Source organism: Pseudomonas sp. GXZC (assembly GCF_026967615.1).
In the GTDB taxonomy this organism is placed as follows: domain Bacteria; phylum Pseudomonadota; class Gammaproteobacteria; order Pseudomonadales; family Pseudomonadaceae; genus Aquipseudomonas; species Aquipseudomonas azotoformans_A.
Map to the genome: position 1 here is coordinate 3,519,218 of NZ_CP114115.1, position 15,657 is coordinate 3,534,874.

The following is a 15,657-nucleotide window of genomic DNA, read 5'->3' on the forward strand; positions in this document are numbered from 1 at the left end:
GGCCTACCCCATGATCAGCACGCTCGACCGCCTCGCCCGGCAACTCGGCGAATCCGTTCAGGAAGATCCCGCCACTGGGGTGTTCCGCTGCCGCCGCGACATTTTTACCGACCCCGACCTGTTCGCCCTGGAGATCAAACACATCTTCGAAGGCGGTTGGATCTACCTGGCGCACGAAAGCCAGGTGCCCGAGATCAACGACTACTTCACCACCTGGATCGGCCGCCAACCGGTGGTCATCACTCGTGATAAACACGGCACCCTGCATGGCCTGGTCAACGCCTGCGCGCACCGTGGCGCCATGCTCTGCCGGCGCAAGCAAGGCAACAAAGGCTCGTTTACTTGTCCGTTCCACGGCTGGACCTTCAGCAATGCCGGCAAGTTGCTCAAAGTGAAGGACCCCAAGACCGGCGCTTACCCGGACAGCTTCGACTGCGACGGCTCCCACGACTTGACGCGCCTGGGTCGTTTCGAAAACTACCGTGGCTTCCTGTTTGGCAGCCTCAGCGAATCCGTACCGGAACTCAGCGATTACCTGGGTGAAACCCGCGTGATCATCGACCAGATGGTCGATCAGGCGCCCTTGGGCCTGGAAGTGCTGCGCGGCAGTTCGTCCTACGTGTACGACGGCAACTGGAAGCTGCAGATCGAAAATGGCGCCGACGGGTATCACGTCAGCTCGGTGCACTGGAACTACTCGGCGACCATGGGCCGGCGCAACTACGAAGCCGAAGGCACCCGCACCGTGGACGCCAATGGCTGGTCGAAAAGCCTGGGCGGCGTCTATGCTTTCGAACACGGGCACATCCTGCTGTGGACACGCCTGCTCAACCCCGAAGTACGCCCGGTGCATGCTCACCGCGAGGCCCTCGCCGAGCGCCTGGGCAAGGAGCGCGCCGACTTTATCGTCGATCAGACGCGCAACCTGTGCCTTTATCCCAACGTGTACCTGATGGACCAGTTCTCCACCCAGATCCGCGTGGTGCGGCCGATTGCCGTCGACAAGACCGAAGTCACCATCTATTGCATGGCGCCCATCGGCGAAAGCGCCGAGGAGCGCGCCACCCGTATCCGCCAGTACGAAGACTTCTTCAACGTCAGCGGCATGGGCACGCCGGATGACCTGGAAGAATTCCGCGCCTGCCAGACCGGCTACCAAGGCGCGACCACCCTGTGGAACGACCTCAGCCGTGGCGCCAAGCAGTGGGTCGAAGGCGCCGATGAAAACGCCCAGGCCATGGGCATGCACCCGCAGCTCAGCGGGATCAAGACTGAGGACGAAGGCCTGTTCGTGCGCCAGCACGCCCATTGGGCGCAGAGCCTGCAACGCGCCATCCAGCACGAGCAGCAGGGCCTGATCGCCAGCGACAAGGCGGTGCTGTCATGAGTACCTCCCGCGACCGCCTGCTCGACTTTCTCTACCGCGAAGCGCGCCTGCTGGATGATCGCCAGTGGGACGCGTGGCTGGAGTGCTACTCGCCCAAGGTCGAATTCTGGATGCCTGCGTGGGACGATCACGACACCCTCACCGAAGACCCGCAAAGCGAAATATCGCTGATCTACTACCCCAGCCGCGATGGCCTGGAAGACCGAGTGTTCCGCATCAAGACCGAACGCTCCAGCGCCAGTACGCCGGAGCCGCGCACCGCGCACCTGATCACCAACCTCGAAGTGCTGGCCGACGACGGTGAGCACGTGAGGTTGCGCTTCAACTGGCAAACCCTCAGCCACCGCTACAAGACCACGGACACGTACTTCGGCACCTCGTTCTACAGCCTCGATATGCGCGGCGAACAGCCGCTGATCACGCGCAAGAAGGTGGTGCTGAAAAACGACTACATCCATCAGGTCATCGATATCTACCACATCTGAGGACAGCCCCATGACGTACGCCATTGCCCTGAACTTCGAGGATGGGGTCACCCGTTTCATCGACTGCAAGGTAGGTGAAAAGGTATTGGATGCGGCCTTTCGCCAACGTATCAACCTGCCCATGGATTGCTCGGACGGTGTCTGCGGCACCTGCAAATGCCGCTGTGAAACCGGCGTCTACGACTTGGGGGACGATTACATCGACGACGCCCTCAGCGAAGACGAAGCCCAGCAACGGCAGGTGCTGACCTGCCAGATGGTGCCGCAGTCCGATTGCGTGATAGCGGTGCCGGTGCCCTCCAGTGCCTGCAAGACCGGCACTGCGCAGTTTGCCGCAACGCTCTCCCGTATTACCCCGCACGCCGATGCGGCGCTGGAGGTGTGTTTCGAGCTGGACCAGGCACCGGTTTTCCTGCCGGGCCAATACGTGAATATCGCCGTGCCGGGCAGCGGGCAGACTCGTTCCTATTCGTTCAGCAACCGCCCCGGTGACACGTGCGCTTCGTTCTTGATCAAGCATGTGCCCGGCGGGTTGATGAGCGGCTGGCTTGCACAGGCAGAGGTGGGTGACGCGGTGCTGATGACCGGCCCCCTGGGCAGCTTTTATCTGCGCGAGGTGACGCGGCCCTTGTTGCTGTTGGCCGGTGGCACCGGGCTGGCGCCGTTTTTGTCGATGCTCGAAGTGCTGGCGGAGCGTCAGGAGACGCGCACGATCACGCTGATCTACGGCGTGACCCGTGACGCGGACCTGGTGATGGTCGAGGCGCTGCAAGCGTTTACCCAGCGCCTGCCGAACTTGAGCGTCATCACCTGCGTGGCCGACCCGCAGACCCCCCATCCGCGCCAGGGCTATGTCACCCAGCACATGGCGAACGACCTGCTTAACCACGGTGACGTCGATGTGTACCTGTGCGGCCCGCCGCCGATGGTGGATGCCGTGCGCCAGCACTTCAAGCAACAGGGCGTCAGCCCGGCCAGCTTCTACTACGAGAAGTTCACGCCCAACGCCTTCGTCACCGGCGACGCCGCCTGAGGAAACCCACATGACACTACGTTTCAACAACCAGGTCGCGCTGGTCACAGGCGCAGCACAGGGCATTGGCCGGCGCGTTGCCGAACGCTTGTTGGAGGAGGGCGCCTGGCTGGTGGCGGTCGATCGTTCGGAGCTGGTGCATGAATTGCAGCACACGCGGGCGCTGACCCTTACCGCCGACCTGGAGCAGCACGCCGAATGCGCACGGGTGATGGCGCAGGCCAAGGCGCGTTTCAAGCGCATCGACATCCTGATCAACAACGTCGGCGGCACCATCTGGGCCAAACCCTTCGAACACTACGCCGAGCCGGAAATCGAAGCGGAAGTGCGCCGCTCGTTGTTCCCCACGCTGTGGTGCTGCCATTGCGTGTTGCCTTACATGCTGGAGCAGGGCAGCGGCGCCATCGTCAACGTGTCGTCGATTGCCACGCGCGGCATCAATCGGGTGCCCTATGGGGCGGCCAAGGGCGGGGTGAATGCGCTGACCGCCTGCCTGGCCCTGGAAACCGCCGGCCGTGGCATTCGTATCAATGCCACGGCACCCGGCGGCACCGAGGCACCGCCACGGCGCATTCCGCGCAACAACCAGCCGCAAACCGAACAGGAACGCGTCTGGTATCAACAGATCGTCGACCAGACCCTCGACAGCAGCCCGATGAAACGCTACGGCCGCATTGACGAGCAAGTCGGCGCGATCCTGTTCCTGGCCTCTGACGAAGCCTCCTACATCACCGGCGTGACCTTGCCCGTAGGAGGCGGCGACCTGGGCTGAGCGCCGTTACCCCTGCAGACACTGACTCACAACAACAATAAAGAGAGCACTGCCATGCGTACCCATGACGTTCATTCGATTATCGATAATGCCCGCTTCAGCCGTTTTCACTGGAGGGTGGTGGGCCTGTGTGCCTTGCTGTTGATCTTTGACGGCTATGACTTGTTTATCTACGGCGTGGTCCTGCCGTCCATCATGAAAGAATGGAATCTGTCGCCGTTGCAGGCCGGTGCGCTGGGCAGTTATGCACTGTTCGGCATGATGTTCGGCGCGCTGGTGTTCGGCAGCCTGGCGGACCGGTTCGGGCGCAAAAAAGGCATCGCTGTGTGCTTCGCGCTGTTCAGCGTTGCCACGGTGATCAACGGGTTTGCCAGCAGTCCCACCGAATTCGGCATCTGCCGTTTTATCGCGGGCCTGGGCTGCGGCGGACTGATGCCCAATGCGGCGGCACTGATGAACGAATATGCGCCGAAGAAACTGCGCAGCACCCTGATGGCGGTGATGTTCAGCGGCTATTCCCTGGGCGGCATGCTCGCGGCCAGTGTCGGGATTTACATGCTGCCCAATTATGGCTGGTCGTCGATGTTCTTCGCGGCGGCTATTCCGCTGTTGCTGCTGCCCTTGATCGTGTATTGGCTGCCCGAATCCATCGGTTTTCTGGTGCGTCAGGGTCGCCAGGAGCAGGCGCGCGCGCTGCTGATGCGTTTGTCGCCGGGTACGCAGATCGAAGCAGGTGATGAACTGCTGCTCAACGAAGTAAAAGCCAAGGGCGCCTCGGTGGTGGAGTTGTTTCGCCATGGCCTGGGCGTGCGCACGGCGATGGTCTGGGCCGCGTTTTTCTGCTGCCTGTTGATGGTGTACGCATTGAGTTCATGGCTGCCCAAACTGATGGCGGGCGCCGGTTACAGCCTGGGGTCGAGCCTGTCGTTCCTGGTGGCATTGAACCTGGGCGGTATGGCCGGGGCGCTTGTCGGAGGCTGGCTGGGTGACCGGTTGAACCTGATCAAAGTGATGATCGGCTTCTTCGTCACCGGTGTGGTTTCCATCAGCTTGCTGGGGATCAACAGCCCGATGCCGGTCCTTTACCTGCTTATTTTCCTCGCGGGCGCCACCACCATCGGCACGCAAATCCTGCTGTATGCCGCTGCGGCGCAGCTCTACGGTTTGTCCATGCGTGCCACCGGCCTGGGTTGGGCGTCCGGGATCGGTCGCAACGGCGCAATCGTCGGCCCGTTGCTGGGCGGCGCCTTGATGTCTGCGGAGCTGCCGTTGCAGCTCAACTTCCTGGTCTTTGCCATTCCGGGTGCGATTGCTGCGCTGGCGATGATGACCTACGCCCTGAGTCAGCGTCGGCCGCGCAGCCATCTGGAGGCTGCTGGCGTGCGTTGATCTGCCACCGTCGATAACAACAATTAAAAGAGCAACGACATGAATCAACAGACCCTACAGCGTATCTGGCTGCCCCTACTCGGCATGCCTTTGGCGGCGACCGCGTCCGAAGGTGGCTTTTTCGAAGGCTCGAGTGCCACTTTGCAAGCCCGCAACTATTACTTCAGCCGTGACTTCTCCGACATTGTCGGTGCCAACAAACAATCCAAGGCAGAAGAGTGGGGGCAGGGTTTTATCCTCACCTATAAATCCGGTTACACCCCAGGGCCTGTCGGCTTCGGCCTGGATGCACTCGGCACCCTGGGCCTCAAGCTCGACAGCAGCCCGGATCGGGTCAACAGCGGCTTGTTACCGGTCAAGGACGATGGCCGTGCGGCAGATGACTACAGCCGCCTTGGCCTGACCTTCAAGGCGCGGGTTTCCAAGACCGAGCTGAAAGTGGGTGAGTTACAGCCCAACCTGCCGGTGCTCGCCTTCAGCGATATCCGCCTGCTGCCGCCAAGTTATCAAGGGGTGAATATCAGCTCCAGTGAGGTCGCAGGCCTCACGCTGCAGGCCGGGCACCTGACCACCACCAGCCTGCGTAATGAGGCCGGCGACGAGAAGATGATCGCCATGCTCGGCCATGTACCGCAGCGCAGTGCCGACAGCGACGCCTTCAACTATGTCGGCGGTGACTACGCCTTCAATGGCAACCGCACCAGCGTCAGCCTCTGGCGTGGCCAGTTGCAAGACATCTATGCGCAGAACGTTCTTGGCTTCAAGCACAGCCAGCCGATGGGTGATTGGGTGCTGGGGGCTAACCTGGGTTACTACGCAGCGCGAGAGGACGGCGATAAATTGCTCGGCAAGATCGACAACCAGGCGTTTTTCTCGCTGCTATCAGCCCGGCGCGGTGGTCATACGGTGTATGTCGGCTACCAGGCAATGTACGGCGACAGCGCGTTCCCACGGGTGTTTGCCAACGTCACGCCGCTGGGCAACGAGGTGCCTACCTACGAGTTTGCCTACACCGACGAGCGCTCCTGGCAAGTGCGCTACGACTACGACTTCGGGGTACTCGGGCTTCCAGGGTTGATCACGACGGTGCGTTACATCACCGGCGACAACGTGAACACCGGGGCCGGTTACGAGGGCAAGGACCGTGAGCGCGACCTGGATATCGGCTACGCCGTGCAGAACGGTGCTCTGCGTGGCCTGGGTATCCGGTTGCGCAACGTCATGGCGCGCTCCAACTACCGCAGCGATATCGACGAGAACCGGCTGATTCTCAGTTACACCTGGACGCTGCTTTAAACGCCGCCCTCGCACGTGCCCATCACCAGGTAGTTCACGCTATGGCTGACGCCCTGGCTGTCGACGTACACCAGGGTCGCTGGCTCGACCTGGCAACTGCCTGGCACGGGCGTCACGGAAACGATGCGCTGGATATCCGGCGCAGCGTTCTCAGGGCTGCCCTGGGCAAAGGCACCGCTGGCGACGAAAAGCAGGATAAGGCTGGAAAATTTGATCTTCATACGGTGGCCCTCGTTCAGTTGGCTTCAGTTTAGTCAGAACCGCGCAGGGTTAAAGACAGGGGCAGGTAAATGACTCATACGGATTACGTAGCAATCGCGGGGCAACACTGATGGATATGCTCAATGGCATGCAGGTATTTGCCCGTGTCGTCGACAGTGGCAGCTTCGCCGCCGCCGCTGAGTCTCTGGAGCTGTCTGGGGCGCAGGTGTCCCGGCTGGTGTCCGAGCTTGAGAAACACCTCCAGACGCGCCTGCTGCAACGCACCACACGGCGTCTGTGCCTGACGGAGTCGGGCGAACGTTTTTTGCTGCGCTGTCGTGACATTCTGGAAGACGTCAGGGAGGCGACGGCAGAAGCCAGTGGCGCCCACCTCAACCCCCGAGGGCGTCTGCGTGTGCATTGCATGAGCGGCCTGGGCGTGCTGATCACCCCGCTGGTCGCCCGCTACAGCGAGCATTATCCGCACGTCGGCATCGAACTGACCCTCTCCCAGCACAACCCGGACCCGCTGGGGGAAGGCCACGATGTGGTGATTTCGATTGCCCGCTCGCTACCGGACTCCGCACTGGTCAGCCAGACCATCGGCCAGTTGTTCAGCGTGCCCTGCGCTGCGCCCCGGTACCTGCAACAGCACGGCGTCCCCGAACAGCCGGAGCACCTGAGGCAGCATCAGCGCCTGCATCTGCAAGACTTCCAGGAAGATGCCTGGTTGTTCACCGGAGCATCAGGTGAGATCGCGATTGCACCCGGTGACAGCTTCAGGACCAACGTGGCCGACGCCATGGTCAAGGCGACACAGGAAGGCATGGGTATCAGCCTGTTGCCGTTTTTCAGTGTCTCCCAGGCGTTGCAAGACGGCTCGCTGGTGCGCCTGCTGGCGGATTACCGACTGCGTGAACGCAGTGTCTTCGCCGTGTACCCCTCGCGACGCTTTCTGGATGCCAAGGTGCGTACCTGGGTGGCGTTTTTGCAGGTGCAGTTGCCATTGTTGCTGGACCGGCATGTCGGGGTGATTGATGACCCCGCGTATGCAGCCAAATCCGCCGTAGTCGCTGTCAGGCAGCGCTTGCGGTGAGGTGCCGACCCGGAATCGCAGCAATCAGCTCTCGCGTGTAATCACTCGCCGGCCGATTGAATATCCGCTCCACCGAACCCTGCTCAACCACCCGGCCATTGCGCAACACCAGCACCTCATGGGCAAAGTTGGCCACCACCGACAGGTCGTGGGACACCAGTACATAGGCAATGCCCATCTCCCGTTGCAGCTCTTCCAACAGATCCAGAATGTGCGCCTGCACCGACACGTCGAGGGCACTGACCGGCTCATCCAGCAGCAACAGGTCCGGCTTCAACGCCAGCGCCCTGGCAATGGCGACGCGTTGGCATTGGCCGCCGGACAGTTCGCGTGGCAGGCGGTCCAGGTAGCTGACGGGCAAGTGCACGCGACTGATCAATTCCCGCGCGGCCTGTTCCAGCGCTGGCCCCTTGAGCAAGCCGAACGAGACCAGCGGCTCGACGATGCTGTCGAACACCGTGAAGCGCGGGTCCAGCGCGGCGAACGGGTTTTGCTGCACCAGTTGCAGGCGCTGGCGCAGCGGGCGGAAGTCGCGCCAGCTCAGGTGCGTGACGTCCTGCTGTTCGAACCAGACCTGGCCCTGGCTCGGTTTTTCAAGGCCCAGGGCAATGCGCAATGCGGTGCTTTTGCCCGAGCCTGATTCGCCGACGATGGCCAGGGTCTGGCCGGGATACACCTGCAGGTTGAGACCTTCAAGCGCCACAAAAGTCGACTGCTCACCTTTTACCTTGGGCAGCGCAAACGTCTTGCCCACGTTTTGCAGGCGCAATATCGGCTGTTGTGCCGGATCAATCTGCACCCGCGGTTCACGACGTTTGGCAAACGCCGGCGCGGCGGCAATCAGCGCGCGAGTGTAGTCGTGTTGCGGGGCATCGAGAATCTGCCGTGGCGGACCCTGTTCGACCAGTTCGCCTTGTTGCATCACCAGGATCCGGTCAGCGCGGTCGGCTGCCACACCCAGGTCGTGGGTGATGATCAACAGCGAAATCCCACGCTCGCTGACCAGGTGTTGCAGGTGGTCGAGGATCTTGCGTTGCACGGTGACGTCGAGGGCGCTGGTGGGCTCGTCGGCGATGATCAGGCGTGGGTTGCCGGCCAGGGCAATGGCGATTAGCACGCGCTGGCGCATGCCGCCGGACAGTTCATGGGGATACTGACGGGCGCGCAGCACGGGTTTGTCGATGCCCACCTGTTGCAACAGCTCGACAATGTCCGCATCGACAGCGGGGTAGCGTTTGCCCTTGGCCAGGATCAGCGCCTCGGCGATTTGCTGGCCCACGCGCAATGTGGGGTTGAGGCTGACCATCGGGTCCTGGGGCACCAGGCCGATAGTACGGCCGCGCAAGGTACGCTTTTGGTGTTCACTGGCGTGGGTCAGGTCCTGGCCGTCTACCCACAGTTGGCCGGCGCTGATCTGCGCACTCTCCGGCAGCAGACCCAGGATCGCGTTGGCCAGGGTCGATTTGCCGGAGCCGGACTCACCGACAATCGCCACGGTCTCGCCCTGGGCAATGCTCAGGGATAGGCGATCGACCGCCGTGTTGCCGTGCCGATAACTGACACTGAGTTGGCGAACATCCACTAAAGCATTCATCGCGGGGTCTCCTCGAAGGTGCGGGCGATATGGTTGAGGCTGAACACCACGGCCACCAGGAACAGGCCGGGCAGCAGCGAGACCCACGGGGCGGTGATCAGAAAGTGCCGACCATTGGCGATCAGCGTGCCCCACTCGGCGGCGGGGGGCACCGCGCCGAAACCGAGGAAGCTCAGCCCCGCGGTCGCCAGGATCGCAGCGCCAAAGTCTAGCGTCGCCAACACTGCCACCGGGCCCCAGGCATTCGGCAGGATGTGGCGCAACAACGTACGGCTCCAACTTGCACCGCCCAGGCGCGCGGCTTCCACATAGGGCAACGTCTTGACCCGCAACACCTCGGCGCGGGTGGTGCGGGCGAACCCAGGAATAATGCCGACGCCCACCGCGATGGCCACCGGTACGGTGCCGAAGCCGATCGCGGTGACAATCGCCAGGGCCAACAGCACGCCGGGCAAGGCCAGCAGCACATCGACGAAGCGCATGATCACCGAGTCGATACGCCCGCCGGCAAAGCCCGACAGAATGCCCAGCCCCAAGCCGCCGAGCAGGGCGATACCGACGGCCAGCGAGGCAGCCAGCATCGATAGGCTTGAACCGTAGACCACACGGGTAAACAGGTCACGGCCCAGTTCATCAGTGCCAAACCAATGGGTGAGGCCTGGCGCGCGCAGCTTGTCGACAGGCGAGGTGGCGTAGGGGTCAAAGCTTGTCAGTAGGTGTGGCGCCACGGCTGAAATCAGTGCGAAGAGCACCAGCAACAGTGCCAGGCTGAAACCAGGCCGTCGCAGCAAGGGCAGCAACACGGCCGTCGCACGCTGCAACCGGCTGCGGCGACGCCACAGCGGTTGGCTGGCCGGGATGGCTGTGCCGCGCAGGTTCTGCTCAAGGATGGTCATGGTCTAAGACACCTTTGGCGTGTGGGAGATGCGCGGGTCGAACCAGGGGTAAAGCAGATCGACTAGCAGGTTCACCAGCACAAAGGCCGCAGCCGACACCGCGACGATGGCCAGTACCACCGGAATGTCCTGGCGCAGCACCGCCTCCTGGGCCAGTCGGCCAATGCCGGATCGCGCAAAAATGGTCTCCACCAGCACTGCGCCGGACACCGTATTGCCGACCTGCAAGCCGATCAGGGTGAGGATCGGCAGCGCGGCGTTCTTAAACCCATGGCGCGCCTGCACCTGCCCACGGCTGAGGCCCTTGGCGTAGGCGGTGGTGATGTAGGACTCTTTCCAGACACCCTGGAAGCTCCGTTGCAGTACCTGGGCGTACACCGCCGCGCTGGGAATGGCCAGGGTGACGGCCGGCAGCACCAAGCTTTCGAAGCCTCGGCTGCCGGTGGCGGGAAACCAACCCAGGCCAAAGGCAAACACCTGGATCAGCAATAGCCCCATCCAGAACACCGGCACCGAAAAGCCCAGGGACGGCAAGCGCGTCAACGCTTTCTTCAACGGTTGCCAGCGGATGTAGGCGGTCAGGTAAGCCAGGCCAATACCGCCCAGCAACGACAGGACGATGGCCAGGCCCGCCAACGACAAGGTTTGCGGCAGGCGTTCAACCAGCAGATCGGCGACCGGGCGGTTAAGCGAGAGCGACTGTCCGAAGTCACCTCGAACGGCGCCCCACAGCAGGTCGAAATACTGCTCGAATACGCCCTTGTCCAAACCGTAATAGGCCCGCGCCTTTGCCAGGTCTTCTACCGACAGCGCGTCGGCTTCCATGCCCGAGGCGCTGAGCATCAGTGACAGCGTGTCGCCCGGCAGCAGATAGAGAATGAAGTACGTGATGCTATAGGCACCCCACAACACCAGCAGCGCCTGGCCGACCCGACCGATCAGGTAACGGCTCATGGCGTGCCGATCTCGATATCACCCAGCAGCGCAAAACCCTCGGCGGTCCAGCGGAAGTTTTTCACCTTGGGTGAGGTTGCCGCCTGCCACACGCGCTCGTAGATCGGGAATGCCGAGCTCTCATCAATCAACAGGTCTTGCAGGTCGCCGTAGGCGGCTGCGCGCTGCGGGCTCTGGGTGGCGGTGATGCCGGCATCAAACAACGCCTTGGCTTTGTCCAGTACCGCCGGTTCGTAGGTGTTGGTGGCCACGGTTGAGCTGTTGGCGCTGCGCGGATCGAGGATGGTTTGCAGGATGATCGGGTCGGCGCGGGTCATGTAATTAATGGTCAGGTCGTAGTTGCCGGCGGAGTTGTTGGCGACCCATTCGGCCCGGGTGACTACGCTGAGTTTCAACTCGATACCGACCTTGCGCAGTTGGTCCTGGATCAGCACATCGCCGGCCGTCTCGGCCGGGCTGATGTTATAGCTCAGGCTCAGGCGCTTGCCGTTTTTCTGCCGGTAGCCATCCGCGCCCTTGGCCCAGCCGGCTTCGTCCAGCAAGCGCTCTGCACCGGCCGGGTCATAACCGAGCTTGGCCGCCTGGCTTTTGACATACGGCGTGGTGACATCAAACACGCCGTCCACCACCGGGAATTCGGCGTTATAGACGGTGCTCGCGTAGCTCTTGCGGTCGAGGGACTTCTGCACTGCCAGGCGTACTTGCTGGTCAGCCAGGATGCGTTCACCACGGGTGTTGGGATACAGGTTCAGCGCCGGCCCCGGCAACGAACGGCTCTGGATCGTCGCGCCCTTGGACTGAAACAACTTCAGGTCAACTTCCGAGAACGGGTTACGCGGCCACAGGATGTCGGCCTTGCCTTGCAGGAACAGGCCGTTGCGCACGCTTTCTTCGGGAATGTAGCTGATGTCTACCGCATCCAGGTGCGCCTCGCCCTGGTTCTTCATATTCGCGGAGGCCCAGGCGTAACCCTTGCGCTTGGTCAGGTGCGCCCCGACTTCCGGCGTGTAGCTGGCCAGCACGAACGGGCCTGTGCCGATGATCTTGCCCAGGGAGCGCTCTTTGACCGTCAGTGCGTAGGAGGCGGGCGCGAGGATCGCCAGGTTGGTGGTGGAAGTGGCTTGCAGGAAGCCCGCATTGGGCTTGGACAACACCAGCTTGACGGTGAACTCATCGACCACTTCGGCATGGTCGTAACCCGCCAGGTAGGTCGCACCAAAGGTTGCCGGCAGTTCGGTCGCCAGGGCCTTGTCGCTGTCGAACGCGGTTTTCACTGCCTTGGCATCGAAGCGCTCGCCATTGCTGAAGGTGACGTCCTCACGCAGGTGAAAGGTATAGGTCAGCGCGTCATCACTGACTTCCCAGCGTTCGGCCAGCCAGGGAATGATCTTGCCGGTGTCCGGGTCCTGGTCGGTCAGGGACTCGGCGACGTTGCGCAGCAGCACGCGGTGTTCCAGCCAATACACCTGGAACGGGTCGACGCTGACCAGGGTGGTGTTATCGCCAAAGAACGCGATGTTCAGGGTCTTGCCCGCCTGGGTGTCAGTCCCGGGCGAGCAGGCGGCGAGGCTCAGCGCCAAGGCGCAGGGGGCCAGCAGACGGCTCATCAAGTTGGAGGTATTCAATGGAGTGCCCTCAGGTGGCGTTTGGATCAGAAGTCATAGGCGAGCTTGGTGTACCAGTAGCCGCCGCCGGGGTAGAACGGCGGGTTGCCGTAGGCGGCCAGGCCGAGGTTGCTGTACACCGCGTGTTTGTCGGGGCGCACGTCGAAGATGTTGGTACCGCCGATGCTGACGGTGAGGCTGTCGACGAAGGTGTAGCTGATGTCCAGGTCGGTGATCCATTTGGCGCCGAAGCTGCGGTCGCCGCTCGGGTTGACCGCCAGTGTCTTGACCGCGCCGTAACGGGCAGTTTGCAGATTGACCGCCAGGTCCTCGACCTTCCAGTTGGCGCCCAGGATCCATTTGGTCTTGGGTGACGCGTCGGTCAGGTCGCCTTCACGGTCACGGCCCACCAGGGTCACGCCTGAACCGGCCAGCGCACTGGGCGTGTCGCGGGTGCCTTCGATGGTGGTCTTGTTCCAGTTGAACCCCAGGCTCCAGCGCACATCACCCCAGGCATCCAGCGGCGTGGTGTGGTCGGCGACCACGTCCAGACCCTTGGTGCGGGTGTCGAAGGCATTGGTGTAGTAGTTGACCCAGGTTCCAGTGGGCACGCCCTGGGCGGCGAGGATGGCATTGATCGCGCCATTGCCACGGTCATAAATGTTGCTGGTCAGGGCGATGCGGTCGTCGATGTCGATCAGGTAGGCATCGGCGGTGATGCTGGTGCGTGGCGCCGGTTGCCAGGTCAGGCCCAGCCCCAGGTTGCGCGATTTCTCCGGCTTGAGGTCATCGCCACCGAGGGCCTTGGCCAAGTTGCTGCCGGACGGGGTCAGGCGGGTTACCGCCGGCACCACGTTGCCGTTCACGTCGGTCGCCACCCGGTTGTCGGCCACGGTGTAGCCGATCTGGGTCAGGGACGGTGCACGGAAGCCGGTGCCGACGGTGCCGCGCACCGCCACGGTGTCGGTCAATTCGTAGCGCGAATTCAGCTTCAGGCCGAACGTGTTGCCCGAGTCATCGTCGTAATGTTCGACACGGCCAGCGACGTCGAGAAACCAGCGCTCGGTCAGGTCGAAGCCCAGGTCCAGGTAGCCCGCGTAGTTGTTGCGGATCAGGCTCACTTCGTCTTCCGGGCGAATCGTCACGGCAGCCTGCGCGCCGGAAGCGGCGGGGTAGGTGCCGGTGATATAGGCCTCGCGGTCGCCGGCAAAGGTACTGAAATGCTCCCAACGATGCTCCAGGCCCGCCGACACCTGCACTGGCGGCGTCAGGTTGAACAAGCTGTCGTAGCGGCGAGTGAAATCCAGGTTGTTGACCCATTGCTCGAAGCGGAAGGTCGCCAGGTTGTCGAACTTGGTGGGGGACGCCGTGCCCAGCGACGGGTTGATATTGAGGTCGCTGGAGTGGTGCACGTTATTGCGCCCGTAGGTGGTGCTCAGGTCCCAGTTCCAGTCGGCCACTAGGCCCTTGCCGCCGAACAGCAGCTGGTAGTCGCGATCCTTGATGTTGTTGAGCGGGAAGTAGCCGTTCGGGAATACCTCAGGGACTGCGGCGGTACCGGTCGGCAGGCGGAAATAGTTGGCGGCCTCGGCATCGCGTTCACCATAGGTAGAGAACGAATACAGCGTCAGGTCTTCCAGCGGCAGTTCGGCGTTGTAGGCCAGGTTGAAGGCCTTGAGGTCCGGGTCGCCGTTCTTGATCGCGACACGGTCCCAAGCCGCTTCCTTGGCGGGGTCACTGAATGCCCGCACGCTGCGGTCGGCTTTGTCATTCCAGGAAGCGCTGCCGCGTTTGCGCGCGTCAGCCGAGAAGTGGAAGAAGCCGCCCTGGCCCAGTTCAAAACCCTGGTCGCCCGCCACCTTGATGGTCTCGCCCTGGCCGGAATACAGCTGGCCGTAACTGGTTTCCAGGTGGCCGCCGCTCTTGGTGTTCTTGAGGATGATATTGATCACACCCGCCACTGCGTCGGAGCCGTACTGTGCGGCAGCGCTGTCTTTGAGCACTTCGATATGGTCCACCGCGCTGACCGGGATCAGGTCGATGTCCACCGCATTCGCACCGCTGTTATCGATCGAACCGCGTTGGCCGGTGGCGCCGTTGTGGCGGCGCTTGCCGTTGACCAGCACCAGCGTGTAGGCCGGCCCGAGGCTGCGGTTGCTCAACGGGCGGGTCACTGAGTTGTAGCCGGCGATGTTGGTGCCGAAGTTGAACGAGGGCAGCAGCTTGGCAATCGCCTCGGACAGCTCGGCGCGACCGGTCTTGAGCAACTGGTCGCTGTTGATCACATCGATGGGCGCCGGGCTGTCGGCCACTGTGCGCTCCTGGCCACGCAGACCCGTGGAGATCACGGTCACGGTGTCGAGCTTGGCGTCTTCGGCGAAGGCGGGCGCGGCGGCCATCAGCATGGAGCTGGCCAAGAGTGACAGGTGAAATTTGTTAAGGGCGGTGGGGAGTGCGATGTCTGGCATGTAGGCAACCTGGGGGGCTAGGGAATACGTCCTCCGCCAGGTATGGGGTCGGTCTGTGAAGCGAAGATAATCCTATAAAAAACCTGAGTGAAAGTCTTTTTTGGAATAAGCTAATTATTATAAATAGGCATTATTATGGTGCATAACATCACATATTTTTATTTAGTGCGAGGCTCTCGCTGCCACTCCTGGCAATTTAGACAGAGCGGAAGTCTCTGGTGATTTTCAATTTAGTATTGAAAGTGTATCCGTTTTCACAGACTGCTATCGCGGTACGCACTTCGTTACGCTGGTCACACCTCTAACCCCAGCAGCGGATATCTATCATGTCACTCACTACGCTTATCACCTTTTCCAAGCGCGTCGACGCCGTTCTTTTCAAGCTGTGGAGCCTCCACTTGAGGCCTGTCGATATGTCCTCCCAGTTCTGTGAGCAATGCCCTGATCGACTCAAGCGATCCTGATCGCATTCTCTTCATTTC

Annotated in this window: 13 protein-coding genes; 7 read left to right on the plus strand and 6 right to left on the minus strand. The window is 62.2% G+C overall.

Going from position 1 to position 15,657, the window contains the following annotated elements; all coding sequences use genetic code 11:
* Window positions 1–10: 10 nt before the first annotated feature.
* From OZ428_RS16385 to OZ428_RS16410, 6 genes are read left to right on the plus strand one after another with little or no spacing between them, the layout of a single operon-like run.
* On the plus strand, window positions 11–1,387 hold the full coding sequence (locus OZ428_RS16385) for a Rieske 2Fe-2S domain-containing protein (RefSeq protein ID WP_269134132.1): 1,377 nt from the start codon (window positions 11–13) through the stop codon (window positions 1,385–1,387).
* Window positions 1,384–1,872, plus strand: a complete 489-nt coding sequence (gene benB / locus OZ428_RS16390; RefSeq protein WP_177073821.1) for a benzoate 1,2-dioxygenase small subunit — start codon at window positions 1,384–1,386, stop codon at window positions 1,870–1,872. The genes OZ428_RS16385 and benB overlap by 4 nt, the downstream gene beginning before the upstream one ends.
* A gap of 10 nt (window positions 1,873–1,882) precedes the next feature.
* Entirely contained in the window at window positions 1,883–2,905 is a 1,023-nt protein-coding gene (gene benC, locus OZ428_RS16395) for a benzoate 1,2-dioxygenase electron transfer component BenC (protein WP_269134133.1), read from the plus strand.
* Window positions 2,906–2,915: 10 nt separating this feature from the next.
* Window positions 2,916–3,677 carry a 1,6-dihydroxycyclohexa-2,4-diene-1-carboxylate dehydrogenase gene (locus tag OZ428_RS16400; RefSeq protein ID WP_269134134.1) on the plus strand — a complete coding sequence of 254 codons (762 nt, stop codon included), beginning with the start codon at window positions 2,916–2,918 and terminating at the stop codon, window positions 3,675–3,677.
* Between the two features lie 54 nt (window positions 3,678–3,731).
* Window positions 3,732–5,066: an MFS transporter gene (locus tag OZ428_RS16405; RefSeq protein WP_269134135.1), complete on the plus strand. Its 1,335-nt coding sequence runs from the start codon at window positions 3,732–3,734 to the stop codon at window positions 5,064–5,066.
* Between the two features lie 39 nt (window positions 5,067–5,105).
* Complete coding sequence (locus tag OZ428_RS16410; protein WP_442964827.1) at window positions 5,106–6,362, plus strand: OprD family porin; 1,257 nt, start codon at window positions 5,106–5,108, stop codon at window positions 6,360–6,362.
* Here the strand turns inward: OZ428_RS16410 and OZ428_RS16415 are convergent.
* Window positions 6,359–6,583 (minus strand): DUF2790 domain-containing protein, encoded by a 225-nt coding sequence (locus OZ428_RS16415; protein WP_269134136.1) that lies wholly within the window; start codon window positions 6,581–6,583, stop codon window positions 6,359–6,361. The genes OZ428_RS16410 and OZ428_RS16415 overlap by 4 nt on opposite strands.
* Window positions 6,584–6,693: 110 nt before the next feature.
* Between OZ428_RS16415 and OZ428_RS16420 the strand changes: the two genes are divergently transcribed.
* Entirely contained in the window at window positions 6,694–7,659 is a 966-nt protein-coding gene (locus OZ428_RS16420) for a LysR family transcriptional regulator (protein WP_269134137.1), read from the plus strand.
* Here the strand turns inward: OZ428_RS16420 and OZ428_RS16425 are convergent.
* The 5 genes from OZ428_RS16425 to OZ428_RS16445 are packed head-to-tail and all read right to left on the minus strand — an operon-like array spanning window position 7,640 to window position 15,175.
* Window positions 7,640–9,253 carry a dipeptide ABC transporter ATP-binding protein gene (locus OZ428_RS16425; protein ID WP_269134138.1) on the minus strand — a complete coding sequence of 538 codons (1,614 nt, stop codon included), beginning with the start codon at window positions 9,251–9,253 and terminating at the stop codon, window positions 7,640–7,642. The genes OZ428_RS16420 and OZ428_RS16425 overlap by 20 nt on opposite strands.
* Window positions 9,250–10,149, minus strand: a complete 900-nt coding sequence (locus tag OZ428_RS16430) for an ABC transporter permease (RefSeq protein ID WP_269134139.1) — start codon at window positions 10,147–10,149, stop codon at window positions 9,250–9,252. The genes OZ428_RS16425 and OZ428_RS16430 overlap by 4 nt, the downstream gene beginning before the upstream one ends.
* Window positions 10,150–10,152: 3 nt before the next feature.
* Window positions 10,153–11,103: an ABC transporter permease gene (locus OZ428_RS16435; RefSeq protein ID WP_038850471.1), complete on the minus strand. Its 951-nt coding sequence runs from the start codon at window positions 11,101–11,103 to the stop codon at window positions 10,153–10,155.
* The gene (locus OZ428_RS16440) at window positions 11,100–12,710 is read right to left on the minus strand and encodes an ABC transporter substrate-binding protein (RefSeq protein ID WP_269134189.1); all 1,611 of its coding nucleotides are present in this window, start codon (window positions 12,708–12,710) and stop codon (window positions 11,100–11,102) included. Before OZ428_RS16440 ends, OZ428_RS16435 begins: the two co-directional genes overlap by 4 nt.
* Before the next feature lie 44 nt (window positions 12,711–12,754).
* Window positions 12,755–15,175, minus strand: a complete 2,421-nt coding sequence (locus tag OZ428_RS16445) for a TonB-dependent receptor plug domain-containing protein (protein WP_442964801.1) — start codon at window positions 15,173–15,175, stop codon at window positions 12,755–12,757.
* Between the last annotated feature and the right edge of the window lie 482 nt (window positions 15,176–15,657).

Excerpts from the sequence above, each read along its gene's own strand:
- benC (WP_269134133.1), top strand. The coding sequence starts at position 1,883 with ATGACGTACGCCATTGCCCTGAACTTCGAGGATGGGGTCACCCGTTTC.
- OZ428_RS16435 (WP_038850471.1), bottom strand. The coding sequence starts at position 11,103 with ATGAGCCGTTACCTGATCGGTCGGGTCGGCCAGGCGCTGCTGGTGTTG.
- OZ428_RS16415 (WP_269134136.1), bottom strand. The coding sequence starts at position 6,583 with ATGAAGATCAAATTTTCCAGCCTTATCCTGCTTTTCGTCGCCAGCGGT.
- OZ428_RS16430 (WP_269134139.1), bottom strand. The coding sequence starts at position 10,149 with ATGACCATCCTTGAGCAGAACCTGCGCGGCACAGCCATCCCGGCCAGC.
- OZ428_RS16445 (WP_442964801.1), bottom strand. The coding sequence starts at position 15,175 with ATGCCAGACATCGCACTCCCCACCGCCCTTAACAAATTTCACCTGTCA.
- OZ428_RS16440 (WP_269134189.1), bottom strand. The coding sequence starts at position 12,710 with ATGAGCCGTCTGCTGGCCCCCTGCGCCTTGGCGCTGAGCCTCGCCGCC.
- OZ428_RS16405 (WP_269134135.1), top strand. The coding sequence starts at position 3,732 with ATGCGTACCCATGACGTTCATTCGATTATCGATAATGCCCGCTTCAGC.
- OZ428_RS16420 (WP_269134137.1), top strand. The coding sequence starts at position 6,694 with ATGGATATGCTCAATGGCATGCAGGTATTTGCCCGTGTCGTCGACAGT.
- OZ428_RS16410 (WP_442964827.1), top strand. The coding sequence starts at position 5,106 with ATGAATCAACAGACCCTACAGCGTATCTGGCTGCCCCTACTCGGCATG.
- OZ428_RS16400 (WP_269134134.1), top strand. The coding sequence starts at position 2,916 with ATGACACTACGTTTCAACAACCAGGTCGCGCTGGTCACAGGCGCAGCA.
- OZ428_RS16425 (WP_269134138.1), bottom strand. The coding sequence starts at position 9,253 with ATGAATGCTTTAGTGGATGTTCGCCAACTCAGTGTCAGTTATCGGCAC.
- benB (WP_177073821.1), top strand. The coding sequence starts at position 1,384 with ATGAGTACCTCCCGCGACCGCCTGCTCGACTTTCTCTACCGCGAAGCG.
- OZ428_RS16385 (WP_269134132.1), top strand. The coding sequence starts at position 11 with ATGATCAGCACGCTCGACCGCCTCGCCCGGCAACTCGGCGAATCCGTT.